The 26055-nt window shown below is 57.1% G+C and carries 16 protein-coding genes and 1 pseudogene; 8 read left to right on the top strand and 9 right to left on the bottom strand.

Annotation, left to right across the window (positions count from 1 at the left end; genetic code table 11):
* The first annotated feature begins 5 nt into the window (after positions 1-5).
* From F2S13_RS05630 to F2S13_RS05620, 3 genes are all read left to right on the top strand, one after another.
* Positions 6-2690, top strand: coding sequence for a glycoside hydrolase 5 family protein (locus F2S13_RS05630; protein WP_178118985.1), 2685 nt, complete (start codon positions 6-8; stop codon positions 2688-2690).
* Between the two features lie 85 nt (positions 2691-2775).
* Positions 2776-3753, top strand: a complete 978-nt coding sequence (gene galE / locus F2S13_RS05625) for a UDP-glucose 4-epimerase GalE (RefSeq protein ID WP_166359486.1) — start codon at positions 2776-2778, stop codon at positions 3751-3753.
* A gap of 281 nt (positions 3754-4034) precedes the next feature.
* Complete coding sequence (locus tag F2S13_RS05620) at positions 4035-5543, top strand: phosphoethanolamine transferase (RefSeq protein ID WP_246237782.1); 1509 nt, start codon at positions 4035-4037, stop codon at positions 5541-5543.
* 111 nt (positions 5544-5654) lie between these two features.
* Here F2S13_RS05620 and F2S13_RS05615 read toward each other — a convergent pair whose 3' ends face one another.
* The 5 genes from F2S13_RS05615 to F2S13_RS05595 all read right to left on the bottom strand — a co-directional run bounded on the left by F2S13_RS05615 (position 5655) and on the right by F2S13_RS05595 (position 10439).
* A complete protein-coding gene (locus F2S13_RS05615) occupies positions 5655-6461 on the bottom strand; it encodes a CpsD/CapB family tyrosine-protein kinase (RefSeq protein ID WP_166359484.1) in 807 nt (268 codons plus the stop codon).
* An 11-nt stretch (positions 6462-6472) separates the two neighbouring features.
* The gene (locus F2S13_RS05610; protein WP_166359483.1) at positions 6473-8032 is read right to left on the bottom strand and encodes a GumC family protein; all 1560 of its coding nucleotides are present in this window, start codon (positions 8030-8032) and stop codon (positions 6473-6475) included.
* Positions 8033-8052: 20 nt separating this feature from the next.
* The gene (locus F2S13_RS05605; RefSeq protein ID WP_166359482.1) at positions 8053-9171 is read right to left on the bottom strand and encodes a hypothetical protein; all 1119 of its coding nucleotides are present in this window, start codon (positions 9169-9171) and stop codon (positions 8053-8055) included.
* Positions 9172-9197: 26 nt separating this feature from the next.
* Positions 9198-9755, bottom strand: a complete 558-nt coding sequence (locus F2S13_RS05600; RefSeq protein ID WP_166359481.1) for a polysaccharide biosynthesis/export family protein — start codon at positions 9753-9755, stop codon at positions 9198-9200.
* Between the two features lie 66 nt (positions 9756-9821).
* A complete protein-coding gene (locus tag F2S13_RS05595) occupies positions 9822-10439 on the bottom strand; it encodes a VPLPA-CTERM sorting domain-containing protein (RefSeq protein WP_166359480.1) in 618 nt (205 codons plus the stop codon).
* A gap of 601 nt (positions 10440-11040) precedes the next feature.
* Between F2S13_RS05595 and F2S13_RS05590 the strand changes: the two genes are divergently transcribed.
* From F2S13_RS05590 to F2S13_RS05570, 5 genes are all read left to right on the top strand, one after another.
* A complete protein-coding gene (locus tag F2S13_RS05590; protein ID WP_166359479.1) occupies positions 11041-11814 on the top strand; it encodes a carbohydrate deacetylase in 774 nt (257 codons plus the stop codon).
* A 170-nt stretch (positions 11815-11984) separates the two neighbouring features.
* Positions 11985-12461 carry a VOC family protein gene (locus F2S13_RS05585; protein ID WP_166359478.1) on the top strand — a complete coding sequence of 159 codons (477 nt, stop codon included), beginning with the start codon at positions 11985-11987 and terminating at the stop codon, positions 12459-12461.
* A 122-nt stretch (positions 12462-12583) separates the two neighbouring features.
* On the top strand, positions 12584-13783 hold the full coding sequence (locus F2S13_RS05580) for a hypothetical protein (protein ID WP_166359477.1): 1200 nt from the start codon (positions 12584-12586) through the stop codon (positions 13781-13783).
* Positions 13784-14090: 307 nt separating this feature from the next.
* The gene (locus tag F2S13_RS05575) at positions 14091-15269 is read left to right on the top strand and encodes an efflux RND transporter periplasmic adaptor subunit (RefSeq protein ID WP_166359476.1); all 1179 of its coding nucleotides are present in this window, start codon (positions 14091-14093) and stop codon (positions 15267-15269) included.
* Positions 15270-15280: 11 nt separating this feature from the next.
* Complete coding sequence (locus F2S13_RS05570) at positions 15281-18397, top strand: efflux RND transporter permease subunit (RefSeq protein ID WP_166359475.1); 3117 nt, start codon at positions 15281-15283, stop codon at positions 18395-18397.
* A 71-nt stretch (positions 18398-18468) separates the two neighbouring features.
* On the opposite strand, the pseudogene leuS reads toward F2S13_RS05570, so the two are convergent.
* From leuS to F2S13_RS05550, 4 genes and pseudogenes are all read right to left on the bottom strand, one after another.
* Positions 18469-21066, bottom strand: a pseudogene (leuS, locus tag F2S13_RS05565) (leucine--tRNA ligase).
* A gap of 97 nt (positions 21067-21163) precedes the next feature.
* Positions 21164-22453 (bottom strand): SEL1-like repeat protein, encoded by a 1290-nt coding sequence (locus tag F2S13_RS05560; RefSeq protein ID WP_166359474.1) that lies wholly within the window; start codon positions 22451-22453, stop codon positions 21164-21166.
* Complete coding sequence (locus F2S13_RS05555) at positions 22453-24351, bottom strand: phospholipase D-like domain-containing protein (protein WP_166359473.1); 1899 nt, start codon at positions 24349-24351, stop codon at positions 22453-22455. Before F2S13_RS05555 ends, F2S13_RS05560 begins: the two co-directional genes overlap by 1 nt.
* Positions 24348-26055, bottom strand: a 1708-nt coding sequence (locus tag F2S13_RS05550; protein ID WP_166359472.1) for a DUF2345 domain-containing protein, incomplete at its 5' end; no start/stop codon positions are given. The genes F2S13_RS05555 and F2S13_RS05550, both read right to left, overlap by 4 nt.

The raw sequence follows: 26055 nt of genomic DNA, 5'->3' as shown, positions 1-26055 counted from the left end.
TGCCAATGGCCAATTTCTTTCGCCGCACCCGACTGCTGCTTCCGATTCTTTTGGCCACGACTATCTGGCCATTTGGCACTTGGGCGTCGGACTGGGTCGTCAGCGTGGATGAGCGCAACGGTCTGCCAGTGCTGGAGCGTGGTGGCGGCCCTGTTATTGCTTCTTCATTCAGCTTCTGGGGGAACAACTGGGACTGGACCTATCTGCAGACCGAATTCAAAGTCAAAACCCCCTTCAGCTACTCCCTTGCCGGCAAGAACAAAGCGCTGGATTTCGACCTGACTTCAGAGATTCAGAAGGAAGGCGAGCAGAAGATGACCTGGAACTTTGCCCTGGACGCACACAGCATGATGCGCAGCGTGATGGGCGGGGGCATCGTCTTCGACTTCGACCCTGCCCTTTTTGCCGGAGAAATGGGCGAGCCGGCTTTACTGCCCGACAACCGCGGCTGGTCCTGGGGCAATGCACAAGGACGACGCATCGAAATGCGTTTTGAACCTGCGCTGGCGAGCGTGTACTTCGAGCGGGGTGATAAAGCTCAGGTGCGTGCTTTTTTCTACAAGAACACGATCAAACCCGGCCGCCAGAATTTCAAAGCCACCTTGAGCGTGACTGGCGATGTGGCGATCGGTCCAACCAGTACCGAACGCTACGGGCTGGTGGACCCAAAAAGCTGGCCGAGTGACAACCTCGACTGGAAAACCTCGCCGGTCGATCTGTCCTTTCTCAACGCTCAGGAAAAACCCGCAGGCAAGCGCGGCTTCGTCAAAGCATCCGGCGAGCAGCTGTTATTCGCGGACAACACCCCGGCGCGCTTCTGGGGCACCAATCTTACGTCCTATGCGCTGTTCCGCACACCAGACGATGCGATCAAGCAGCAGGCAAAACGCCTGTCGGCGCTCGGTTTCAATCTCGTCCGACTGCACCACCATGACTCCCCATGGGTGAGCCCCAACATCTTCGGCGACGGTCACATCACACGGGATACCCAGCAACTGAGCCCGGACTCGCTGAAAAAAATTGATTGGTGGATCAAGTGCCTGAAAGACGAGGGCATTTATGTATGGCTCGATATGCACGTCGGAAGAGTCTTTACTGCAAACGACAACATCTATGGCTTCGATGAACTACCGAAAGATGGCAGGAACAACGCCGAGCTCAAAGGCTATTCCTATGTCAATGTCACCATCAAGAAAGCGATGCAGCGCTTCACCGAAGCCTATATGACCCATGTCAACACCTATACCGGCCTCGCCTACAAAGACGATCCGGCGATCGCCGCCGTCCTGATCACCAACGAAAACGACATCACCAATCATTTTGGCAACGCCCTGTTGCCAGACAAGCAAGTGCCGAAGCAAAACAAGATCTACATGGCCGCGGCCCAGGCCTTTGCCAGTGAGCACAATCTATCTGCAGACCAGACCTGGCGTTCCTGGGAGCATGGCCCCTCCAAGCTGTTCCTCAACGATCTGGAGCAACGCTTCAACGTAGAGATGATTGAGCAGCTGCGTGGATTAGGCGTGAGGGTACCCATTGCCACGACCAGCAGCTGGGGTGGCGACGGCCTGAGCTCCCTGCCGGCCCTCACCGCCGGCGACGTGATCGACGTCCATAGCTACGGTGGTGTTGGGCAGCTGGAAAAGAACCCGCTCACCAGCGGCGGTTTGATGAACTGGATTGCCGCCGGCCAAGTCGCAGGCAAACCCCTGACGGTCACCGAGTGGAACAGTGAGCCCTTCCCGACCCCCGACCGTCATTCGCTGCCACTCTATATGGCCGGCACCGCCAGCCATCAGGGTTGGGATGCGCTGATGCAATTTGCCTACAGCCAGGAGCCGCTATCCGGCGAAAGGATGTCTGCCGACAACTGGCACGCCTATAACGACCCCGCACTGCTGGCCACCCTGCCCGCCGCCGCCTTGCTTTATCGCCGTGGAGACGTTCGCGAGGCACAGACAACCTTTGTCTTCGCGCCTTCGCCAACCACCCTGTTCAACCAATCCATCACAGCGGCCAATGCGGTGCTACTGCGTACCGCCATGGAGAAAGGCAAGCTGCAGATCGCCTTGCCACAGACGCCGGAGTTGCCTTGGCTGCAGCAGAGCAGTATCTCGAGCACTGCACAGGTGCTCGATGACCCTGACCAGTCGCTGCTCGACGCCAATGCCAGCGAGTCCACGACAGACACTGGCGAGCTCAAGCGCAACTGGAAACAAGGCATCTACACCATCGATACACCGCGCACCCAGGCAGCCACCGGCTGGATCGGCGGCGAGTCGATCAGCCTTGGCAACATCCAGGTCCAGATGAAAACCGCCAATGCCAGCGTGGTGGTTCAAAGTCTGGACGGCGTGCCTGTCGGCCGATCCCAGGATCTGATGATTTCGCTGGGCACCCGCGCCATCCCCAAGGACGACAACCAAACACCTTTTTATGTTGAACCCCTCGAAGGCACGCTCACCATCAAGGCTCCGCCAGGCTTGACGCTGTTCACCCATGGCGTTCTTGCGCAAATGAAAGAGCTGCCCACCACCTACCGGGATGGGCGCTATACGATCAAGTTCGACGGCCTGCGGATTTCCAATTGGTTGTTTTTGAAAAAAGGCATTTCGCAAGCTATAACTTCAAACAACGCACAGCCACGCCCTGTCGGTAGCGGATCATCGAACAAGGCGGTTAGCCAATAAATAATTCTTCTTTTTTTAAATAATGGTCTAGCAAATCGCTGTCGTTTCAAGCTGCGCTCACAGCAACATTCTCCAGGAGAATTGGATGAAGTTCTTGGTGGTTGGCGGCGCGGGCTATATCGGCTCGCATATGGTCAAGCGGTTGCTGGGCGCAGGTCACGAACTGGTCGTGGCAGACAACTTTTCCACCGGCCACCGCAGCGCATTGGTGGGTGGGAGTCTGGTCGAGCTGGACATCGCCGACGCGCAAGCCTTGAATATCCTGTTTGCCGTACAACAGTTTGACGCCGTGTTCCACTTCGCCTCATTCATTCAGGTGGGCGAGTCCGTCACAGAACCTTCCAAGTATTACCAAAACAACGTCACCGCCACCTTGGCGCTGCTCCAGGCCATGGTTCGTGCAGGCGTTAAAAACTTCATTTTTTCCTCATCCGCGGCCGTTTATGGCGACCCGGAGTATGTACCCATCGACGAGGAACATCCCAAGACCGCGATTAACCCCTATGGTCGCAGCAAGTGGATGGTGGAGCAGATGCTTGTTGATTTCGACCGTGCATACGGCCTGAAATCAGTCTGCCTGCGTTACTTCAATGCCGCCGGAGCAGACCCTGAAGGAGAGCTGGGTGAACGCCATGAACCGGAAACTCACCTTCTGCCATTGATCCTGCAGGCTGCCGCAGGTCGGCGCACATCCATTACCGTGTATGGCCGCGATTACGACACGCCCGACGGCACCTGCATTCGCGACTACGTCCACGTCACTGATCTCGTTGCGGCACACGCACTTGCCGTGGATTATCTGCTGGCAGGCGGTACAAGCACGGTTTTTAACCTCGGTAACGGTCAAGGTTTCTCAGTACAGCAAGTGATTGACACCGCACGCCACGTGACCGGCCAGGATATTGCCGTCAGCGAAGCGCCGCGCCGCGCCGGCGATCCGCCACGACTGGTGGCCGATCCCCGCAGGGCCAGGGAATTACTTGGCTGGCAGCCGCAATTCGCCTCACTTGAACTGATCGTTGCGCACGCATGGAATTGGGAACAGAAATACCCCTGGATTTGAAAGTCGGCGCACGTGCCCTGTTCGTTTGAAATAGTTCAGGAAAGACAAGTAATTAAAAACAGGGCCGTGAGCATCGTTGCAGCACACGCCAATTGGAGCTACCCCGGGGCAGCAGGTCGATCCCCTACGAGAACAATAAAAAAATGCAAATCTCAGCCAGGATTATCGATCGCTCTTCGCAAACACTAAAATCAGAATGGCCAAATATAGTATTATGGTCATACTTGATGTCGCCCTTGATAATCAGATTAATAACAAACTATCAGTACTCGAAAATTGATTTGCTGACCCTTTACACCATCAGCATTTCATTGCTATGGCTTCTGGCACTCAGATTTATTTCATCCAACCAATTCAAAATCCATATCATGCTACTGCCATTCTATCTGGCAGCGACCATAGATCTATTTCTGGTTTTGAATTTCAACTCAAGGTTAACAGCTGCATACCTGTTTATTGGCCTGACCAATTACAAGGAGGCAGGCGATTTTCTACCGACCTATTGGCAGCCCATCAGTATCGTCCTGGCGGCTTTCATAATTTGCTATGGGGTTGGACTGACAGGCCTGCATAATCGCAAATACTATCAAAACAAGAGCTTTTTCTTTCTGGTCATTAGCGCCTTGCTCCTGGGATATGGGGCGTATTTTTATAAAACCGTCAAGGCCAATTCTTTCGGGAAACATGCATTCCTGGACCTCGTTGCAAAGGATCAGAGCACACCACTAGGTTACCTGTCGCAAATCGGCCTGACTGCGCACCTGGTTTCGGAGACGGAAAAACTTATCCAACAACGTCGAGAGTCCGAGGTAAAAATAACCGGCATATCGGACCAATCAAATATAGAAACCGTTGTTTTTGTGATCGGTGAGTCGTCCCGACCGCAAAATTGGTCTCTTTACGGCTACAACAAGGAAACAACCCCAAATCTCGATAAGCAGCCGGGGATTTTCAAGTTTAATCGCATGTGTTCGACAGCTCCCTACACGTCGGTTGCCGTTCCTTCGATGCTTAGCCTCGAGCCCATATCGGACTGGAATTCAATTGCCTCGACAAAATCATTGGTGGCGATATATCGCGCAGCCGGGTATGCAACCTATTGGTTGTCTGTACAGGAAGTCGATAGTTTTGGCGGAATAATTCCACAAATAGCTGCAGAGGCACAACACCGTCAATATTTTGAGAGGAGCTATGACGGCGCCTTGATTCCAGAATATGAGAAAATATTAGAAAAAGGCGATACGCAGAAGCAAGCCATATTCATTCATGTCAAGGGTAGCCATTTCGAATATTCGCGCCGCTACCCGGACAGTTTCAAAAAGTTCACACCTGCAACAAACAGCGCAAAAGACAGAGTTACCGCAGAATATGATAATGCCATCCTGTATACGGACTGGCTATTAAGCAAAATTATCAACCAGTTGCAATCAAGCAAAAAGCCATCCATTTTGTTTTATTCATCGGACCACGGTGAAAACATCATGGATGACAGTCAAGGATTGCTGGGACATGGCATTGGCAACAAATACGACCTTCCGGTTTCGGCATTCATCTGGGCATCCGATAACATTTCAAGCCAGCAATCGCTCAAACTTTCAATATTGAAGGAGAGAGAAAACCAGAAAATCAGCATATCTTCCCTGCCCCATACCCTTTTAAATATCACAGGAATTTCCACGAGCAAGTACAATAGTTCGGACGATCTACTAAGCAATGATTTTGTATCGTCAAAATGCCCCTATATGCTCGGCGCTGGGTATGTTCCATCGTTTGATTTTGATGCCCATTGAACAGCCCTGGCGGAACACCGCAAGGGCTTGATCCATGAGTTTTGGGTTATTTGAGGCTTTATCTGCCTCCTCCGGATGTGGCGGAGGCAGTATCGAGCGCCAACGCCAGCACTAGTAATAAGAGCGATGTTCCATCTCTGCCTTATTTAGCACCGTACCGATCAGATTGGCTGTCGCCAGATGATGCAGGCTGTCTTCGATCTCTTTATTGCTGTTCATGCCGTTGGCGACCACCAGCAGGACGCAGTCGAACTTGGGCAAGACGGTGATGACATCATCAGAGCTCAACAACGGCGGCAAGTCGAAAATAGTGATACGTGAGTCGTAGCGCTCGCGCAGATCCGTAATCAGATTGCTCACCGCGGGCGATGACAATACCTCAGTGGAGAGAGGAACCGGCTTACGCGTCGGCAGGACCACAAAGCGTGGCAAAGTCGGATTGACCAAAACCTCTTGTAGCTCAGCTTTACCTGCCAGCAAGTCATTGAGTGATTTATCCATCGGCAGCCCCAGGTAGGAACCCACCTTGGGACGGCGCAAATCGAAATCCACCAGTAACGCTGTCTTGGTAGTGAAATGCGCAATACTCATTGCCAGGTTGATAGCCAATACCGTCTTGCCTGCTTCCGGCGTTGGCGAGGTGATAGCGAGCGTGCGCCAGCCATTTTCCTCCATGGCTTTCAGAACCTGTGTACGCAGCAGATCGAAAGCCCAACTCATGTTCGAATTCTTGTTGTAAGCCACAATGCGGTGTTGCTCAAGGTGCTCTGCCCGCAAAGGAACAACCTTGGTTTGCACATAATTGAGCGGACCCAACGCCGTGGGCTGCCCGGTCAGTACCAAGGCTTGAGGCTTGGTGCCGAGACCTGGTGAGGCCTGTTGTTTGGCTTTTTCGATATCCGACTTGATTCCTTCCATCGCTATTTTCCTTATTCAAACCGGGCCAGAGTCTTGAATAACAGAACATCCAGCGGCATGTAGAAACGGTGCACGAGCACCAGAAGGACGGTGATGATCACGATTGCAGAAAGGACCAGAAGCATTCGCAACCTCTTGCGGCGTGACAGTTCCGCCTGAGTGGGAATATAGGGAATGGCCACCAAGACACGCCTGCCCAGTACGCTTGCCAGGGCCGCAGCCCCGCGCACGCGCTGATTCATCATCTCGAGGAGCATCACCAGACCGCCAGCACCAGCCGGGGCCAGGACAAAACCCAAGGCAACGACTTTCTTGCGGTTGGGCTTTACCGGCTTTTCGGGCATCAGGGGCGGTTCCAGAAGAACAAAACGCTCAGCCTTGTTTTCCTGCTCCAGGCTTTCGGAAATTTTCGCACCCATTTCCTTGGTGCGAATCTCTTCATATTTCTTGCGGGCATTATCATGATCACGCATCAAAGTGACCAGGCCGCGCTCGACTTGCGGCGCCTCAAGAATCTGCGCCTCGTAGGCGTCCATTTTGTTGATCAACGCCTGCCTTTGCACGGCCAGCGAGTTGATACGTGCTTCTGTGGTAGCGATCCGAGTCTGGACCCTGGCAACATCCAGACTTACCGCGCCACCCGCGCGATCCCCTTTGTTAGCCTCAAGCGCAGCAATTTTGCGTTTGATGGCGCGTACATCGGGGTGGGCTTCCGTATACAGCGACCGCAGCCTGCTGTACTCCGCCTTGAGGCTAGCCAGATCTTGCGGTACGTCAGCTACAGCATTGGACGTTCCGGTCTTGGTCGCCGGCCCGGCTTTTGCCGCGGCGAGCTCCAACTCAAGAAAGCGCGACTCCTCACGGGCAGCCTTGTAGTCACGGTCGACCTCTTTAAGCTCGACTTCAGCGCGCGACAACATATTCATGCGCAACTCTTGATGCTCGGGTAGCGCGTTGCCGTGCGCCTGCTTGAAGTCCGCCAACTGGTTCTCCAGGGTTTCCAGTTCGACCCTGAGCTTGTTCGCCTCCTGCGTCAGGAATTCTGTTGTTTCACTCGCTCGCTCGGTGCGCTGCTTGATGTTTTCATCCAGAAACAGCGTAACCAGTTCGTTGGCAACATTGTTCGCAATCTCTGGCTCTTTGTGATCGAAGGAAAGACGGAAGGCAATCGTTACTTCTCCGCGCCCCTTGACCGCAGCACTGACCAGGGAAAGCGTAATGGCATTGCGCATTTCATCGATCTTCTCGGAAACAGTCAGCTGCTTGCGTTCCGTTGCAAAAAGATTGTATTTGTCGATGATCCGCAGCAGATGCTCACGCGTCATCACTCGCTGGCGAATGATTTCGATGCGCTCGTCCGCATAGGTATTGTTGTTCGCCGAAACCAGATCTGGCGAGATCTGCTGAGACTCGACCAGAATGGTGCCGGCTGACTGATAGATAGGTGGGATACTCATGGCTACTACTACGCTCACGCCGAGTATCACCGCGAAACTCAGACCCAACAGCCACGCTCGACGCTTGATTACAGCAATATAGTCGTTGAGCGACAGTTCGTATTCAGAGCTCATAATTCCCACCCATCTGAAATTCAGAAGTCGGGGTGACTATAGATCAGGGTCACCCCAAAGACATCTTCGTTGGCATCTGGCAAGCCATTTTGCTGGCGTTCTTTGTAGGCTAAGGATAGGCGCGCAATCCAAAATGGCGAGAGCTCCCGACTCGCCCAGGCAGAATAGTTGTATAGGGTATTCGGCGTTTTCCCCTTGCTGTCTTGCCATGAAGCATCAACGCCGACACGACTGGTTTCCGCGAGAGCATAACTCCAGGTGCCCCGTGCCTCGTCGACCTCGACATAACCGCCATCCCCGCTGGCGATGGTATTGCGACCAGCGTCGATGCTTGTATCGATACGTTCACCCTTATAGTGCAACAGCAAACCGCCTATGCCGCTGGATCCGCTTTGAGCGCCAGTGACATGAGTGACACCGGCGTGCAGCGTCCCCTCAAGCCGCTCGGAGATCTGGAAGTCCAGCCCGGTTGTGGGGGTGTAGCTGTCCGAGGAATCAAGTCCTGCCCCCCCCGCTGGTTCATAGTGCCGCACTCCAAATCGGGTGAACCACACGACACGCTCGCTCCAGGCATAGTTCAAGCTGAAACGGGTCCCAATCTCGTCATAGTCGGTCAGTGAATCAATATCGTATTTGACGTTTGTGTAGTCAGTTTCGTTAACCAGGGTACTTCGCTCGCTGAGCTTGGTACTCCAGTTGCCTCCCAACGAATAAGCCTTTTGCGTGCCATCGGTGGCAACTACCACACCGGTCTCTTGAACCGCAGTGGATAGCGTAGAAACCTCAACATATTTCGCCGTCAGCCCATAACCTCCCCTTTCGGTTTCGCGCTGCCACCCCAATTGCAACGTGGGGTCTTCACGGTCCGATACGATGGACGAATCGGACGAGCGCTCCACATTCACACCGAGACCGAACCGAAACTGATCCAGGTCGGATGTACCCACGAGACTGTAATCGGGCGCGATGATTGTACGAGTCACACCTTTCTCATTCTCCGTAAGCAGCAATGGGTTGCTGTCGTACTCAACAGTCATCGGCAGAGCTATTGCCGATTGCCAAGTGGCGGCATAGGTCAGACCAGAATACGGCAGTATCAGGATTGCCGTCACAACACCGGTTGTTCGCAACAGAAGCAAGTTAGTCCCTTATGCATGACGCAAGGTTATGGCACGATCAGCGTATCGCCGGCCTGCAGTTGAAAATTAGTGGACATGTCACGCCCGGAAATCAAATCGCTGTACCGAACGGGTAGTATCTCTTGTGCGTGTCCCCTGACTCGCACAACCTTGATTTCATCTTTATCCGCGAATTTGTCGAGTCCGCCCGACATGCTCAATGCCTGCAGTACTGCAGTTGGACCTGCCATCTGCACCGGGCCGGGCTTCACAACTTTCCCCTGAATGTAGACGAGATTGCCTTCGATGCTCTTGATGACAACGCTCACGTTAGGATCAGGTATGTACTCTTCAAGCTTTGCAGCGACTTTTTTCGCAACCGCGGGGGTATCAAGCCCCGCAACCTCGATTCGTCCTGCGAGCGGGAAGGTGATACTGCCATCGGGAAGTACACGTACCTCCTTGCGCAGGCTCTCTTCGCGCCAGACGGAAACTTCAATGAGATCGCCCGGACTCAGCAGGTAAGCCGCGGCTTTTTCGTCGGCACTGGTAACGCTGGACCAGACCGCCAGCGTGCAAAGCGCAGGTATCAGAAAACGCACCATCGGAATTCCCCCGAGTAAGTAGCGACGAAATGAGTTTCACCTTAAAACGGGGTCACTTGCTCCCACCTAAACTTTCCGTCGATTGGCGACCACAATAAAACCAAGCAACGCGGATGCAAGTAACCATGCTACAGCAGGAAGCGGTACAGCACTCGAACGATTGAGATAGGAATCAGTAGTTTCCATCCCTGTACCCTTGGCATGCAGACCCCCGCCCAATTGTCCATTGCCAAGCGCCACTATCAAACCGTCGAACGAAGAAGCATTGGCCCACGGCCCAAGGAAGCTGAACCACTCACCGACAGCGTTGATCCCGTTGTTCAGCACACCGCTGGTAGCAATGCTCTGCCCGTCGGAATCAGCGGAAAAGTCGGCACGAAAGTCATTGACGTAGCCACCTGGAAAATACGCCGGGGTGCCCTGGATGTCGATGCTGCTGAATAAGGCAGGTTGCACATCATCGAAATAAATATCGCTGATGGACGAAGGCGCACCAAGGTTTTCTCTTAAAGTAAACAGTGCGCCCTCTTCGATCAGCATGCCGGCTTGAGGTCCCGAATCCTCGCCAGAGTTACTCAGGCGGCTGAAATCATAGGCCACACTGGCCGCCTGCGCACTGAAAACAGCTGCACTATTCAATAGTATCAATAACATAGCGGATTTAATAAGAAGTGACGGGCGCATAACACTGCCTCCCTGCGCTGAGGATGTTTCTTTTTGCCGGACGAAGGAACCTTTGATCAGGTTAAATTGAGCATAGAGTGTATGGCCACCACGTCAATAGTCCGTCATCATAATAAATTCAAATAAAAAACCAGGACGCGCACGTCAAAATAACGCCACGGAACGCCGGTGCGAAAGATTGGGGTTCCCTCGTCGGAGAAGCAAAGGCACTGCTGTAAAACCTGCATCCGCAGCATAGGCGACAAGCCCATCGCCGGCCATCTCCCCTGGCCCGAGAGTCAGCGTAGAACGGCGGCACTCGGGCGTCCACTAATGCCCATGACACCCATTGATCCAATGGGTTCGCCGGGATCGTTTCTCCCTGGTGCGGCTGACGGAAAAACGCCGTAATTATGACGCCAACAAGAAAAATGCCACTTCATTGACATAAGGTGGTACTCCTAGTCTATACATCGATGTAACAGTCTCGCGGCGTTTACACCTGTGCAGTTGGATTTCCAGGCCAACGCCGCCGTTACTGAACTGGTCTCCATTGCTGAACCTTGACCATCACGTCCACCGTAACGCTCGGCACTGCCGGCACACCACTGGAGGGGTCCTGATGCCGCACCAAGTCATAGTCAACGCTGACGATTTCGGCCTCAGTTGTAACGTAAATGCGGTGATCCTGCGGGCTTTTCAAACCGGCATGATCAGCTCGGCCACGATCATGGCCAATACGCCGGCATTTACCTCGGCCTGTGTGCTGGCGCAGCAACCTTTGCTACAGGGGCGGATCGGTCTGCATTTCAACCTGACCCATGGGCGCCCGTTGAGTGAGCCTATCCTGGGTTTGCCGATGTTCTGCAACAGAGACGGCGAATTCGACCTCAGCCTGCCACGCCATCAGTTATGGTTGAGCCGACGCGCTCGGCGAGCCGTGCGTGCAGAACTCGATGCGCAATGGCAGCGCTGCCTGGAGCATGACCTGGTGCCCAGTCACCTGGATTCCCATAAGCATGTACACAACATCTGGCCGATCGGCGAAGTGGTCGCGCGCTTCGCCGCGGAAAAAGGTGTGGCGGTGCGGCTGGCACCCAACATCGGGCACAACATTGGCGCGGCAAAATGGCTGTTCAATACCCTCTTCAACCGCAGATTGCGCCAACTCTGTGGCGCAACCGCCGGGTTTGTCTGCAACCCGGCCGACCTGCGCAATGCCTTGCCACCGGCCCATGGCGTGCTGGAGATCGTTACCCACCCCAGCCGTCTGGGTGCCGATTTCGGGGATGCCTACCTGGAAACCGGCGAGTCGCTCCAGGCCTTGCTTGACCAACACCTGTCGCAAGTGCCCCGAGTGGGCTACGGTGTATTGGGCAAGTCCACACCGGCCTGAACCTCACCTACCCGTTACCGTTGGGCAGCCATTTGCTGCCCAGGGGTTGTCTTTTTCGAATAACTGTATATATATACAGCTAACCAATCGCCGAGTCTGCTGTCCAATGATTGGTGTACTTCCATACTGCTTTTACGGTGAGTCATCACCACTACAAGGAGGAAAGGAAAATGACCGTCAAATCCATTCCCGAAGGTCAGCACAGCGTCACCCCCTACCTGGGGATCGAAGGTGCCAGCGAAGCCATCGAGTTCTACAAGAAAGCGTTCGGCGCGGTGGAGATGTTCCGGTTGCCGACGCCCGATGGCAAGGTCGGGCACGCGGAGCTGAAGATCGGTGACTCCTCGATCATGCTCGCCGACCCCTGCGACCAGGGCCCCCTGCGCAGCTCGCAGTCGCAAACCAGCGGTGCATCGGTTGCCCTGCATTTGTACGTCAACGATGTGGATGCCCAGTTTGCCCAGGCGCTCAAGGCCGGAGGCAAGGAAATCAGCCCGGTGAAGGACCAGTTCTACGGTGATCGCACCGGCACCCTGAAAGATCCATTCGGCAACGTCTGGTTCCTGGCCACCCACAAGGAAGACCTCTCGGTCGAACAGATCAACCAGCGTGCGGCAGAAATGTTCGGCAACGCCAAAAAAGGTTGATCCCCTGAGCGGCTCGCCGCTTGCTGCGGCGAGCCGTTTCGAGGTGCTACGCGCCGAGTGACTCTTCTCGCCAATTGTCTTACCGTGCCCTCCATTGCAAGGTACTTTGGCCGGGATAGCCCATGAGAATCATCGAAAAGAACGGCGCCCTGGTGCGCACCCTCACCCCCGCCGAAGAAGTCCTGGCCCGCGGCTTTGCCGAGGGGAGCCTGGAGGGGCATCGCCTGCTGCAGGTCAATCAATTGCTCATGCGCATCCGCAGCGAAGGCCACTGGCTGGCCTGCGACTGCCAGGCCCATGTGCTGCCGGTGATGAACGTCACCCTCAACAGCAGCACCGGCACGCTGTTTCTCAAGAACAATCCGGGCACCCCGGATCATGCGTCCGACTGTGTGTTCATCAAGGATGAGCGCGAAACCTCCGCCGCCGACGCCGAACGGGACGAACCGCCAGCCGCCTGGCTGGCACCCGACACGCCGTTGAAACTGATCGGAGATTTTCGCGCCAGTGCCGACCGCGAGGCCGAGCGTGGCGCAGGTCCCGGGTTGGCCAGAAAGGAACAACATCGGCTTATGTCCCTGCTGGTCACACTGATCGAGGCCAGCGGCTTGAATGTCTATGCCACGCAGATGAAAAAGGACCTGACACAACAATTCGCCGAATTGCGCAGCGTCGCCAGCCGCTATCCGCTGGTGGAGCGCGTCCCGGCCAGCAATTACCTGGAAACCCGCATCGACATGAAACACATGATGATGCTCAAGTCTCGCCTGCGTGACTCAAGCGTGTTCGCTACACATCGTCGCTACGGGCTGTTGCTTGACTGCATCAGTGAGGTCAAGGCTCGCAAGCTGATCAATGATCGCAGCGAAAACGGCTTCGACTTCCAGGGCCATCACCTGCTCTGGGGCGGAGCGAAAACCAGTGGCCCCCTGCTCGCCCTGGCCATCTACTCGCCCACCACCGCTGGCAGTCATTTTTACGAGATGATCCACGTCGCGACCCTGCCGGTGTTATCCCGCGCCCATCTGTTCCCTGTGTACCGGGACGAAGAGCGCGAACCGCTGAAAATGCTGGTGTCGCTGATCGACTGGATGGCCAGCAAGGGTGTCAAGGTGATCATGCGTCGCCCGGTGATCGGCGGCACGGTCATGGACGAACTGGTGCTCAGTTCGGACCGGGACCGGGTGCTGTCGGTGTCGCTGATGAAAGAACCTCTGGGGCCCGAGCCCAGCTCCGACACCTTCAAGCGTTTTGCCGATTTCAAGAGCCTGGATACCTTCCGCAAGTACGTGGCCGGATTCTTCATGCGCGAGCGTGACTGATCCCGCCCTCATCCTCACCCCCGCGACCTCGTTCCCACGCTCTGCGTGGGAATGCGTCGGGCGACGTTTTGCGTCGTGAATACCGCTGGAGCGATTGACACTGCATTCCCACGCGGAGCGTGGGAATGAGAGATCGAGGGCCCCCTCCTCACCATAGCAGTAATGGTAACGAGTTGCATTTGCATGTAAAGTATCTGCCGCAGGAGGGATTTTTCCTTACATCTTTTAATACATCTCCTACACAACAAACCTGTCGTTGAAACGCCCCCTGGCTTAGCATGCCGCGGGTCAATTATGGAAGATTCACATGTCAACGCTCCCTCGCCGCTGGACGCTCGTGCCCTTGCTCGTACTGTCCCTGACCCTCGCCGCCTGCGACTCGAAAACCGCTCCCGAAGGAAAAGCGCCGCCGAAGAAGGTCGCCATAGAAGCCATCACAGTCCAACCGTTGGCGATCAGCACAGAGCTGAACGGGCGGATTCTGGCTCCACGCATTGCCGAAGTGCGGGCACGAGTGGACGGTGTGGTGCTGCAGCGGGTGTTTCGCGAAGGCAGTGACGTGAAAAAGGGCGATGTCCTGTTCCGCATCGATCCAGCGCCCTTCCAGGCCGATTTCGACAGCGCCCGGGCCAGCCTGGCCAAGGCCGAGGCCAATCGTTTTCAGGCACGCCTGCAAGACCAGCGTTACAGCGAGTTGATCGACATCAATGCCGTCAGCCGCCAGGACTACGACAACGCCCGCGCCGCCTTCCGGCAAGCCGACGCCGACGTCGCCTCGGCCAGGGCGGCGCTGCAACGAGCACGCCTGAACCTGGGTTACGCCACCGTCACGGCGCCGATCTCCGGGCGCATCGGGCGTGCATTGGTGACCGAAGGGGCGCTGGTCGGTCAGAGCGAAGCCACGCCACTGGCAATCATCCAGCAACTGGACCCGATCCACGCCGACCTGACCCAGTCGACCCGCGAGCTCAATACCCTGCGCCGGGCCTTTCGTGCCGGCCAATTGCAGCAAGTCGGCCAGGACCAGGCCCGCGCCACGCTGATCCAGGACGACGGCACGCCCTACCCGCTTGAAGGCAAGTTGCTGTTTTCCGACATCAGCGTCGACCCCGGCACTGGCCAGATCATTTTACGCAGCGAGTTCCCCAACCCGGACCACGACCTGTTGCCGGGCAGCTTCATCCGCGTACGCCTGGAACAAGCAATCAACCAGCAGGGCATCAGCGTGCCGCAACGGGCGGTCCTGCGTGACAGCGCAGGCGTGCCGCGCGTCTTGCTGGTCGATGAGCAGCTACGCATCAGCGAGCGCCCGGTAAAGCTTGGCAGCGCGCAACAGGATCGCTGGATCGTCACCGAAGGCCTGGCGCCGGGCGACCGGGTTGTGATCGAAGGTGTGCAGCACGTGCGCGTCGGCGACCAGGTGCAAATCGACACGCCGGCCCCGTCCCGGGCAACGCTCCCCATCGTACAAGCCACTGGCCAGTGAGGCCCTGACCCATGCCGCAGTTTTTCATTGACCGCCCGGTCTTTGCCTGGGTGATCGCCCTTTTCATCCTGTTGGCCGGCGCCCTGGCGATTCCGCAGTTACCGGTGGCGCAGTACCCCAATGTCGCGCCGCCACAGGTGGAGATCTACGCCGTCTACCCCGGCGCCTCCGCGCAGACCCTGGACGAAAGCGTGGTCAGCCTGATCGAGCAGGAGCTCAACGGCACCGACAACCTGCTGTACTTCCAGTCCCAGAGCAGCCTGGGCAGTGCCTCGATCCTCGCCACTTTCGAACCCGGCACCAACCCTGAACTGGCTCAGGTCGATGTGCAGAATCGCCTCAAGGTGGTCGAATCGAGGTTGCCCCAGGCTGTGACCCAACAGGGCCTGCAGGTGGAAAAAACCTCTTCCGGTTTTCTCCTGCTGGTGACCCTGACCGCTGAAGACGGCCAGCTCGACGAAGTCAGCCTGAGCGACTACCTGGCGCGCAACGTGATGAACGAGATCAGGCGCATCAAAGGTGTCGGCAAAGCTCAGTTGTATGGCTCCGAACGCGCCATGCGGATCTGGATCGACCCGCAGAAGCTGATCGGCTTCAACCTCACACCTGGCGACGTCAATGCCGCCATTGCCGCCCAGAATGCCCAGGTCGCGGCCGGCAGCATCGGCGACCTGCCCGCGCTGGCCACCCAGGAAATCACCGCCAGCGTGGTGGTCAAGGGCCAGTTGTCGACGCCACGGGAGTTCGCCGACATTGTCCTGCGCGCCAACCCCGATGGCTCGAAAGTGCGAATCGGCGATGTGGCCAGGGTCGAGATCGGCAGCCAGGAGTACCAATTCAGCACGCGCTTGAACGGCAAACCCTCTACCGCCTTCAGCGTGCAACTGGCCCCTGGTGCCAACGCCCTGGAGACCTCGACGCTGATCCGCGCCAAGATGGACGAGCTGTCCCACTACTTCCCGGCCGGGGCCAGGTACGACATCCCCTACGACACCTCGCCCTTCGTCAAGGTATCGATCAGCCAGGTGATCAATACGCTGCTCGAAGCAATGTTGCTGGTGTTCATCGTGATGTACCTGTTCCTGCAGAATATCCGCTACACCCTGATCCCGACCCTGGTCGTGCCCGTGGCATTGATGGGCACCTTCGCGGTAATGCTGGCAATGGGTTTTTCGATCAACGTGCTGACCCTCTTCGGCATGGTCCTGGCCATCGGCATCCTGGTGGACGATGCGATAGTGGTGGTCGAGAACGTCGAACGGATCATGGCCGAAGAAGGCCTGTCGCCACGGGATGCGACTCGCAAGGCGATGAAACAGATCAGCGGCGCGATCGTCGGCATCACCCTGGTATTGGTCGCCGTGTTCATTCCGATGGCCTTCATGCAAGGTTCGGTCGGGGTGATCTACCAGCAGTTTTCCCTGTCGATGGCGACCTCCATCCTGTTTTCGGCGTTTCTTGCCCTGACCTTGACGCCGGCCTTGTGCGCCTCCCTGCTCAAGCCGATCGCCAAGGACGAGCATCAACACAAACGCGGTTTCTTCGGCTGGTTCAACCGCCGCTTCGAGGCGCTGACCCAGGGGTATCAGCGCTGGGTGGTTTCCGCGCTCAAGCACACCGGCCGCTACCTGCTGATCTACGGGGTGCTGCTGATCGGCCTGGGCCTGTGCTTCAGTCGCTTGCCGTCGTCGTTCCTGCCGGTCGAAGACCAGGGCTACACCATCACCGACATCCAGTTGCCCCCGGGCGCGAGCAAGAACCGCACGCTGCAGGTCGTCGAGCAGATCGAGGCACATAACACCAAGGAAGCGGCAGTGGCCGACAGTACCTTGATCCTGGGCTTCAGTTTCTCCGGAACCGGCCAGAACGCAGCGTTGGCATTCACCACGCTCAAGGACTGGTCGCAACGTACCAGCGAAGACTCGGCCGCCGCCCTGGCCGATCGGGCCAACGGCGTTTTCGGCGCGATCAAGGAAGCGGTGGTCTATTCGATTCTGCCCCCTCCGGTCGATGGGCTCGGTACGTCCAGCGGCTTCGAGTTTCGCCTGCAGGACCGTGGCGGCCTGGGCCATGGGACCCTCATGGCCTCGCGCGACCGCCTGCTGGAAGCCGCCGGCAAAAGCCCGGTGCTGGTCAACGTGCGCGAAAGTGCCCTGGCCGAAAGCCCACAAGTACAGCTGGAAGTGGACCGCAACCAGGCCAATGCCCTGGGCGTGTCCTTCGCCGATATCGGTACGGTGCTGGCCACTGCGGTCGGCTCGGCCTACGTCAATGACTTCCCCAACCAGGGCCGCATGCAACGGGTCATCGTCCAGGCCGAAGGCGACCAGCGCAGCCAGATCGAAGACCTGCTCAGGATTCATGTGCGCAACAGTGACGGCAGGATGGTGCCATTGTCGGCGTTCACCCAGGCGCAGTGGGTTCAGGCACCGGTCCAGTTGACCCGCTACAACGGCTACCCGGCCATTGCGATTTCCGGCGAACCGGCGCCGGGCTACAGCTCGGGTGAAGCGATGGTCGAGATCCAGCGTTTGATCGACCAGTTGCCGATGGGCATGGGCATGGAGTGGACCGGTTTGTCGCTGCAGGAGCGCATGTCCGGCGATCAGGCGCCGATGCTGCTGTCTTTGTCGATATTGATCGTCTTCCTGTGCCTGGCGGCCCTGTATGAAAGCTGGTCGATACCGACCTCGGTGCTGCTGGTGGTGCCACTCGGGGTGCTGGGCGCGGTGCTGGCGGTGACCTTGCGCGGGATGCCCAACGACGTGTTCTTCAAGGTCGGTCTGATTACCCTGATCGGGTTGTCGGCCAAGAACGCGATCCTGATCATCGAATTCGCCAAAAGCCTGGTCGACGAGGGCCATGACCTGGTCGACGCCACGGTCCAGGCTGCCCGCCTGCGCTTGCGGCCGATCGTCATGACCTCCCTGGCGTTCATCCTCGGCGTGGTCCCGCTGGCGATTGCCACCGGCGCCAGCTCCGCCAGCCAGCAGGCAATCGGCACCGGAGTGATCGGCGGCATGCTCAGCGCGACCCTGGCGGTGGTGTTTGTGCCGGTGTTTTTTGTGGTGGTGATGCGGTTGGCTGGCAAGGGTAAACCGATACCGACAGCCGCCGCAGAGCTGTAAACGCTGCCGCTGGCTCAGGGCGCCGCTGAGGCCCACAGGGACCTCAGCGGTGCAGCAGCGCCCGCATTGCTTCAAACGATAAAGTTAACCAGGCGATTCGGCACCACGACCATTTTGCCTGCCTGCTCGCCCAGATAGACGCGTAATGATACATCGGCCAAGACTGCTTCCCTGATTTCCTTCAGATCCGCGCCAGTTTTCACAAGAATACTTCCCCGCAACTTTCCGTTGACCTGCACCATCATTTTTATTTCCTCCTGCTGCAGCGCCTCCTCTTCGACCTCCGGCCAGGGGCTATCGAGAATACCTCCTTCGAACGCCAGTTCTTTCCACAGCACATGAGTGATATGAGGGGTCACGGGGTATAAGACGCGCAGTAAAATACCGATGCCTTCACGCAAGAAAAGCGGCCCATCAACCTTGCTGGCCTCAAGGATCTTAAGCATCTTCATAGCACCGGAAACCACCGTGTTGTATTGCAACCGTTGGAAGTCGATGTTGATCTGCTTCAGCAAGCTATGAATCTCGAAGCGCAGACGCTTCGATTCAGCCCTCCCCTTGTTGCCCTCGGCGAACGAGCTCGAAGCAATCTTATATTCATAGGCAAACGCCCAGAGCCGATGCAAAAAACGATAAGCCACTGCGACTCCACTGTCGCTCCAGACCGTGCTCTGATCGGGAGGGCCGGCAAAAATAGTGAATAACCTTGCGGTATCAGCCCCGAACTTGTCGATAATCTGTTTGGGCTCAACGACATTGCTCTTCGACTTGGACATTTTCTCCACGCCACCTATAACTACCGGCAAGCCATCATCGATCGCAATGGCCGAAGTGGGTCGGCCTTTTTCGTCATGGGCGACCGTCACCTGCGTGGGATAAAACCATTGACGCTTACCGTCAGCACCTTCCCGGTAGTAACACTCACGCAACAGCATTCCTTGAGTGAACAAGTTCTTGAACGGCTCACTGAAATCGACCAGACCCTCATCACGCATGGCCCGCGTCCAGAACCGCGCATAGAGCAGGTGCAGCACGGCATGTTCAATCCCGCCGATGTATTGGTCGATCGCCATCCAGTAACGGCTTCCAGATCCGACCATCGCGGTGGTGCTGTCAGGATCGCAGTAGCGCATGAAATACCAGCTTGAATCGACGAAGGTATCCATCGTATCGGTTTCGCGTAACGCCGGCGCCGCGCACTTGGGGCAGTTCACATGACGAAATCCGTCATGCCCCTCCAGTGGATTGCCACTGCCATCCGGAATGCAATCGGTAGGCAGTAACACCGGCAGCTCCGCATAGGGCACCGGCACCTCCCCACATTGGCGACAATGGATGATGGGAATGGGTGTGCCCCAGTACCGTTGCCGGGAAATCCCCCAGTCACGCAAACGCCAGGTCGTCTTTCGCTCGCCCAGCCCCTTGGTGACCAACGCAGCCGTGATGGCTTGCGCAGCATCGGCGACTGACAATCCATCATAGATTTGTGAATGCACCAGACTTCCATCGATGCTGGCGTACCAGGCCGACCAGTGCTGTGGGTCATATGTCCTGCCATCAATGGCGACGACTTGGCGGATACTCAGGTCATGCTGCCTGGCGAACTCAAAATCCCGCTCGTCATGAGCCGGAACCCCCATCAACGCACCCTCGCCATACTCAGCCAGGACATAGTTGCAGATCCACACCGGGATCGACTGACCGGTAAGAGGGTGATCAACGTACAAACCACTGGAGACGCCCTCTTTGCTCCGACCACTCATGGCCGGACCGTTAACGGTCGATAGTCGACAAGAGTCGACAAATGCCGAGAGCTCAGGGTTGAGTTCCACCGCACGTTTGGCCAGCACATGGTCGGGGGACACGGCACAGAAGGTAACGCCCATGAGCGTATCAACGCGCGTAGTGAACACCCATAGCCGCCCTTCGCCAATCGTTCGACCTTGTCCGTCATTGATGCTGTGGGGAAACGCCAAGCGAACCCCTGCGGCGCGACCGATCCAGTTGCGCTGCATGGTACGAACCATTTCCGGCCACCCACTCAGCGTATCGATTGCCGACAGCAACTCATCGGCATATTGAGTGATCCGCAGGTAGTAGCCCGGAACCTCCCGCTTTTCGACCTTGGCCCCCGAACGCCAGCCACGGCCATCCACCACTTGCTCATTGGCAAGTACGGTTTGATCGACAGGGTCCCAATTGACGATCTGCGTCTTTTTGTAGGCCAGGCCTTTTTCCAGCATCTTGAGGAAAAACCACTGGTTCTACTTGTAGTACTGCGGATCGCACGTAGCGATTTCACGTGACCAATCGAATGCCAGACCCAACGGTCGCATCTGCAACTTCATGTCGGCAATGTTCAACCGGGTCCATTCGGCGGGTGAACACCCAGAGACCATGGCCGCATTCTCCGCCGGCAGCCCGAAAGCATCCCATCCCATTGGCATGAGGACATTGAATCCCTTCATGCGCATATGACGCGCCAACATATCGTTGATCGTGTAATTGCGCACATGCCCCATATGCAGTTTTCCGGAGGGGTACGGAAGCATGGAACAGGCATAGAACTTCGGTCGGGTGTCATCTTCAACGGCTCTGAAGGTATCGTTTTCATTCCATTCGGATTGAACTGTGCGTTCAATCCAGGCCGCTTCGTAGTGTGGTTGCATAGATGTTCCTTGATGCTGATAGCGGTGATCATGCCTATCGGGTACTGCTACCCCTGAAACCTGCATTGCTTAAATTTCAGGCCTGACAATTCAGAACTTAAGCCTCACCGAACAGACTCCATTCAATTTGTTCCTCGCTGACCGTAACCTTGTCGAGGAGCAAGAAGCGGGTCTGGTGGCTCTGGACATTCAGGGTGGGCATGATCTCGCCCTGCTTGAAGCGGCGAATGTCACCTCCTGTGAGTCTCGAATAAGCTTGGTTTGCAATCCCAGTGGCCTGCCAGTAGCCGGATTGCGGACACGCCTGGCCACTGTTGCAGGTTGGCGCCGGGAAAGCGGCCCGAATGAAGTCGCGTGAATCTGGCAATGGTCGGCCCGTGGCGGGGTCGAGGACTTTGGCCTTGGCCAGTTGGCTGATCAGCGCCTCGCTGGGCTTTTGCGGCGGGACATTGGCCAGGCGCGCTTCCAGCCATTGGAGTTTGCCGTCCCATGGTGGAAGTTTGGCCGGTGGTAGCGGGAGGATCTCGTTGATTTCGGGGACTGTGGGGTAGGCGTAGGAGTAGTTGGCGAGCACTCTCCAGATTTTTTCATAGCGTTCGGCGCGTTCAAGGTCTTCCTGCTGGCCGAGGTAATACATTCGATCCTCCGGCATGGGGCCACGAAAACCTTTCTCCAAAAAGGAAGCCGAGGTTGAGTCACCAGCAGCCACTCCGAGTTGAAATGCTTCGAGTGCCTCTTGATAAGTCCCTTTTGTCGACAAATTAACTCCTAGTGCTCTAGCAGCCTTGCCATTCCCCTGCTCGGCGGCACAACGGCGCATCTGCCGGGCAATATCCGGTGCAATATCTATGGGTGCCAGTATGTCACTTACATGGAATTGCGCTTGGGCATTACCCTGGTCGGCAGCCTTGCGGAAATAACGCAGGGACATTTCCGGATCCTTCTTCAGTCCCGCTGAACCCTGCTTCAGAAATATCCCGCCGAAGTAATACCCCGTCGCCACGCCCGCTTCGATCAATCGCTGGCTCATACGCAAATGCTCCTCGCCCCGGAGGTTGAAATAGCCGCGCATGGCGCCGTTCTGCAGGTTGATATTGGCCTTGTGATGGTCGTTTTCGGCGCCGATGCGGTAGAGCCGCTCGATCTCGACATCGACGCTTTTGTCCTGCTTGAGCTGGTTGTTTTTCTGCAGCCAGCGAGCGTATTGGAACAATACATCGGCCTCGGTCGGAGCCTGCGGAACAGTCTCGTGTACGCAGGTAAAAGCCAGATTGGCTTTGATATGTGTGAGGGGGTTCAAGGGGTTGTCCTTCTTTGTGTAGAGAAAGGGGGCGCCAGGATCACAAGCGGCCAGCAGCAGGCACGACACCAGGAGGATCCGACGCATCAATCGAGATCCTTCAGGGTGGCTTCGTCGTAATAAAATTCGACAAGGGGAGCGTAGGGTGTCAATTTTTCCAATTGACAGTCTTTATTCCGATTGATGATCTCCTGCCAAGCTTCGAACGCCTTACCTGGATCATCCTGCGCCCCCATCCCCGCCGTATGCAGATCCCATAACCGCCGCCGCATCGCCTCAGTCACACTCGCCCATTCATGGGCGATATTCAGCTCACTGTCGATCTGCATGCTGCGGGTATTGATATTGGCCGACCCATGAGTGGTGAACACGTCATTGACAATCATCAGCTTGGAATGGACATACACCGGCATCCACTCCTCGCCCGCAGGCGAGTCGGGAGCGACCAGCGAGCACACGTGGACTTTCAGGCCGGGTATGTCCCTGTTCGGGGTAACGGTGCTGTGCTCGATCTCACTGATTTTGAACTTGAGGGAGATTTGCCGTGCACGATAGTCTCGCGCAGCATCCTTTTGGGCTTCCCTGGCTTTACTGCTCATATCACCGCCGCCCATGGCATCGGTGATGCCCGTCAGCGTGAGCAAGGCCTGCTTTTCGAGAAGCTCACCCAAGGTCGGTGCCTGTGCGGCTACTTCGGCTTTTGCCTTCTCGATGCGCTGCAACTTGGTTAGTTGCGGAATGGTGTCACCACGCCCGAGGGCGTCGAGCATGCGCTGTGTGTTCAGGGTTCCCGCGCCAATTCCGTCGTTGGTGGCGTTGGTGATCACAAACAGATGCAAGGCCCCATGCACGCCGGGATCTCGCCCCTCACGGGTCTGGTCGGCCGCTGCTTTTTTGATCGCCTCGGCCAGCGGAGGCCAGCGGAAATACTGGTTTTCGATATAGATAAACTGAGTCGCGTTGTTGACGGCATTCAGGTAAAGCATCTCGATATCGCGTTTTCCCACTTGTGGCTGGGTGCGCAACAATTGGGCCAGCATTGGGGTGCCACCGTTGCATCGAAGCTGCTGCCCCGCTTGCTTGGCTTGACGTAACGCGAGCAGGTCTTCGCCGGTTTCCTTGCGCCAGGCAGTAGCGAAGTTGTGGTGCAGGTGCTCCAGAATCGGCCCCGTGACCTGACTGGAAATATCCTGGCGCGGTCTTACACCACGCGGACCACGGTGGTGTGCAGGCTTGCTTTCCGCGGAACGGTTGAGTGCCGAATGGTCGTCGGTGTCCCAGTATTCGTCGAGCATGTTATGCCCCATGACGAAACCGACGGCGCGATCCGGCAGCTCATAGTCGACCAGGACACTTTTTTGATGATGAGTAGCAGCCAACTTCAACGTAAAGCGCATGCCGGTACTGATCTGTGGATCGAGACTTTTGAATTTCACCTGATGGTCGATTTCGGCTCTCTCACGCAGACTGAAGCCGCGGCTGACAAAAACAGGAAGACCATCTACGCCCCGCTGAATGGCCTCGTTGTCCGCGACCGCACAGTCGGCGAACCACTGCCGGTCTTCGGTGTATTGTCCAGTGGTCGAGCTTTGCAGTTTGCGATCCGCGATGCGGATCGTGCCCTTGCCGGGCAGGTTGGCTTCACCTGCCATGCCGGCGGTATTGAAGGGCATTTCCCAACCCAGCACACGCACGCGCACGCCTTGCCGGGCCTTGGCCTTGAGCAGCGCGCCGATGCTCGGGGCCTTGCCATCGCGGATGAAGTACATCGACGGCTGGAAGCCCCAGCAGATGATGTCGACGGATTTCGTCGCCTGAGCGATGGCAAGGTGGACAGCCCTGAAAGCTTCTTCGCCATTGATCAAGGGCTGATAGGTGGCTGCCACTGGGTGGTATTCGGTATTACAGACGAACCAGGGTGAGGTACAGGTCGCCTGGTCGGTGTGCTGCAGGGCGACCGGCACTACGATATCGCGCTGTGTCATTGGGCTTTCCCTTCCTTGTCACCGAGTCCTTCCAACACCGCTTCATACGAAGTACGGTGATCCGTGTGCCCCTCGGGTTGGTTCACTTCGGCATCGGTTTGTGAGGGGTGGTTGTGCAGGCCGCGATTGGCCAAGTGCGCCTGCTCAGCATTGCGGTAGTCGGTGGGGACAGGAATCTGGTAGTTCACACCGTTGGCCATCTGCAGGCGGTAGTGCCGGGTCACGACCTGGTGTTCGATCAGCAGTTGACCGGTGTCATCCAACACGCCTTGCTTGAGCAGCGCGCCATCGGCATAGAGCTTGTAAGGCATGCCGATCCAGCCTTTGCGGGTTGCATTGGGGGCTTGCGGAATGCTGAGACGCAGCTGTTGTTTGGACAGACTTTGCGGAAAATCCGGATGCGTGGCCGTCATGCTGGCTGGGCCGAGATAGTCGAAATGTGCAGACTTGATGTAGTAGTCGCCCGCCGTTCCCGATTCGATTCTGTTGGGATCGAGGGTGATGTAGCTGCCGCCGGCATTGAGGGCGATTTTCTTTTTGGCCGTGATGCGGATTTCGTCTTCGGTGCTGGTGATGTCCAGGCCATGCCGGGCCAGCAGTTCCAGCTTGTCGTTTTGCGCCTGGACAATCACCGGGCCGTGGTTGGCGATCAGCTTGAGGCCGAACTTGCGCACGAACAGACTCAGCCCCCGCCCCACGCCGATGAACAGACGCTTGACCACGCTGATGTCGGCTTCAGCGCCTGCGTTGAGCATCAGGTTGTGTTGCGCCGCCAGTTGCAGGTGCTTGCCGCTGGTCAGGGCGATACCTTGGGGGGCGCTGAGCAGCAGGACGGAGGATTTGAGTTGTTCCAGATCCTGCCGGAGCAGGCTGATTTGCGCTTGTACGTCAGCCGGTTCGGCTTGGCTGGCCTGGGCATCGACCGAGAGTTTTTGCAGTTGTTCGCCGGCCTGTTGCAATCGATCCACGGCGGCATTCATTTCGAGCACCGGCCCCTGAGCCTTGGCCTGTTCCTCCGCGCTGATGAACAGCCCCTTGCCGCCCCTTATCGCGCCCCAGCCATCGGTGCGCAGCTCAAAACCTTCACCGCGTTTCTTCTTCTGGGCATCCACCAGATGCCCCAGATTCAGCTGGCTCTTGCCGCTGTGCTCGGTACTGAGTTTGATGTGCTCTTCGCCGCGGTTGTCCTCCATGCGCAACTTGTTATTGGCTGGTGTGCGCAGCACGTTGCGCTTGCGGTTGAACAGAGTGACGGGGTCCGGGTGCTCGCTGTCGTGCAGGGCGTGGGCGATATAAGGTCGGTCCACATCACCCCGCTGGAACGCGATGGCCACTTCGGTGCCGGCGAGCAGCGGCAGGTGCAAGCCGTAGGTGTCGCCGGCATAGGGCCGAGCCAGGCGCAGCCACATGCTTTCCTCGCCGCGCGGCCAGGAGTCGCGGTCGAAGAGGAAGTTGACCCGGTAGCGACCTTCGGGGTCCATCTCGGCATAGAGATCATTTTTCTGCGGGTTGGTGACGCGGGCCGGCACGGTGCCGGCGATTTGTGGCTTGGCCCGCAGCGGTGGGCGGAAGCACACCCGGTCGGCATAGGGCATGGCCTCGAAGGTGACCAGGAGGCTGCTATCGCGCGCGGCGGTTGTCGTCATTTTGATGATCACCGCGCCCGGGGCGAAGGCCTGCGGCGCGCCGTCGGTGATCTTCAGC

The organism is Pseudomonas akapageensis (assembly GCF_011355085.1).
GTDB classification, from domain to species: domain Bacteria; phylum Pseudomonadota; class Gammaproteobacteria; order Pseudomonadales; family Pseudomonadaceae; genus Aquipseudomonas; species Aquipseudomonas akapageensis.
The sequence above is the reverse complement of the archived record's forward strand: the minus strand, read 5'-3'. Positions and strand labels throughout refer to the sequence as shown.

What these genes read in the sequence shown, in the direction of transcription:
- F2S13_RS05630 (WP_178118985.1), top strand. Translation starts at nt 6, where the DNA reads ATGGCCAATTTCTTTCGCCGCACCCGACTGCTGCTTCCGATTCTTTTG.
- F2S13_RS05555 (WP_166359473.1), bottom strand. Translation starts at nt 24,351, where the DNA reads ATGACACAGCGCGATATCGTAGTGCCGGTCGCCCTGCAGCACACCGAC.
- F2S13_RS05595 (WP_166359480.1), bottom strand. Translation starts at nt 10,439, where the DNA reads ATGCGCCCGTCACTTCTTATTAAATCCGCTATGTTATTGATACTATTG.
- F2S13_RS05590 (WP_166359479.1), top strand. Translation starts at nt 11,041, where the DNA reads ATGCCGCACCAAGTCATAGTCAACGCTGACGATTTCGGCCTCAGTTGT.
- galE (WP_166359486.1), top strand. Translation starts at nt 2,776, where the DNA reads ATGAAGTTCTTGGTGGTTGGCGGCGCGGGCTATATCGGCTCGCATATG.
- F2S13_RS05610 (WP_166359483.1), bottom strand. Translation starts at nt 8,032, where the DNA reads ATGAGCTCTGAATACGAACTGTCGCTCAACGACTATATTGCTGTAATC.
- F2S13_RS05575 (WP_166359476.1), top strand. Translation starts at nt 14,091, where the DNA reads ATGTCAACGCTCCCTCGCCGCTGGACGCTCGTGCCCTTGCTCGTACTG.
- F2S13_RS05560 (WP_166359474.1), bottom strand. Translation starts at nt 22,453, where the DNA reads ATGCGTCGGATCCTCCTGGTGTCGTGCCTGCTGCTGGCCGCTTGTGAT.
- F2S13_RS05615 (WP_166359484.1), bottom strand. Translation starts at nt 6,461, where the DNA reads ATGGAAGGAATCAAGTCGGATATCGAAAAAGCCAAACAACAGGCCTCA.
- F2S13_RS05570 (WP_166359475.1), top strand. Translation starts at nt 15,281, where the DNA reads ATGCCGCAGTTTTTCATTGACCGCCCGGTCTTTGCCTGGGTGATCGCC.
- F2S13_RS05585 (WP_166359478.1), top strand. Translation starts at nt 11,985, where the DNA reads ATGACCGTCAAATCCATTCCCGAAGGTCAGCACAGCGTCACCCCCTAC.
- F2S13_RS05580 (WP_166359477.1), top strand. Translation starts at nt 12,584, where the DNA reads ATGAGAATCATCGAAAAGAACGGCGCCCTGGTGCGCACCCTCACCCCC.
- F2S13_RS05600 (WP_166359481.1), bottom strand. Translation starts at nt 9,755, where the DNA reads ATGGTGCGTTTTCTGATACCTGCGCTTTGCACGCTGGCGGTCTGGTCC.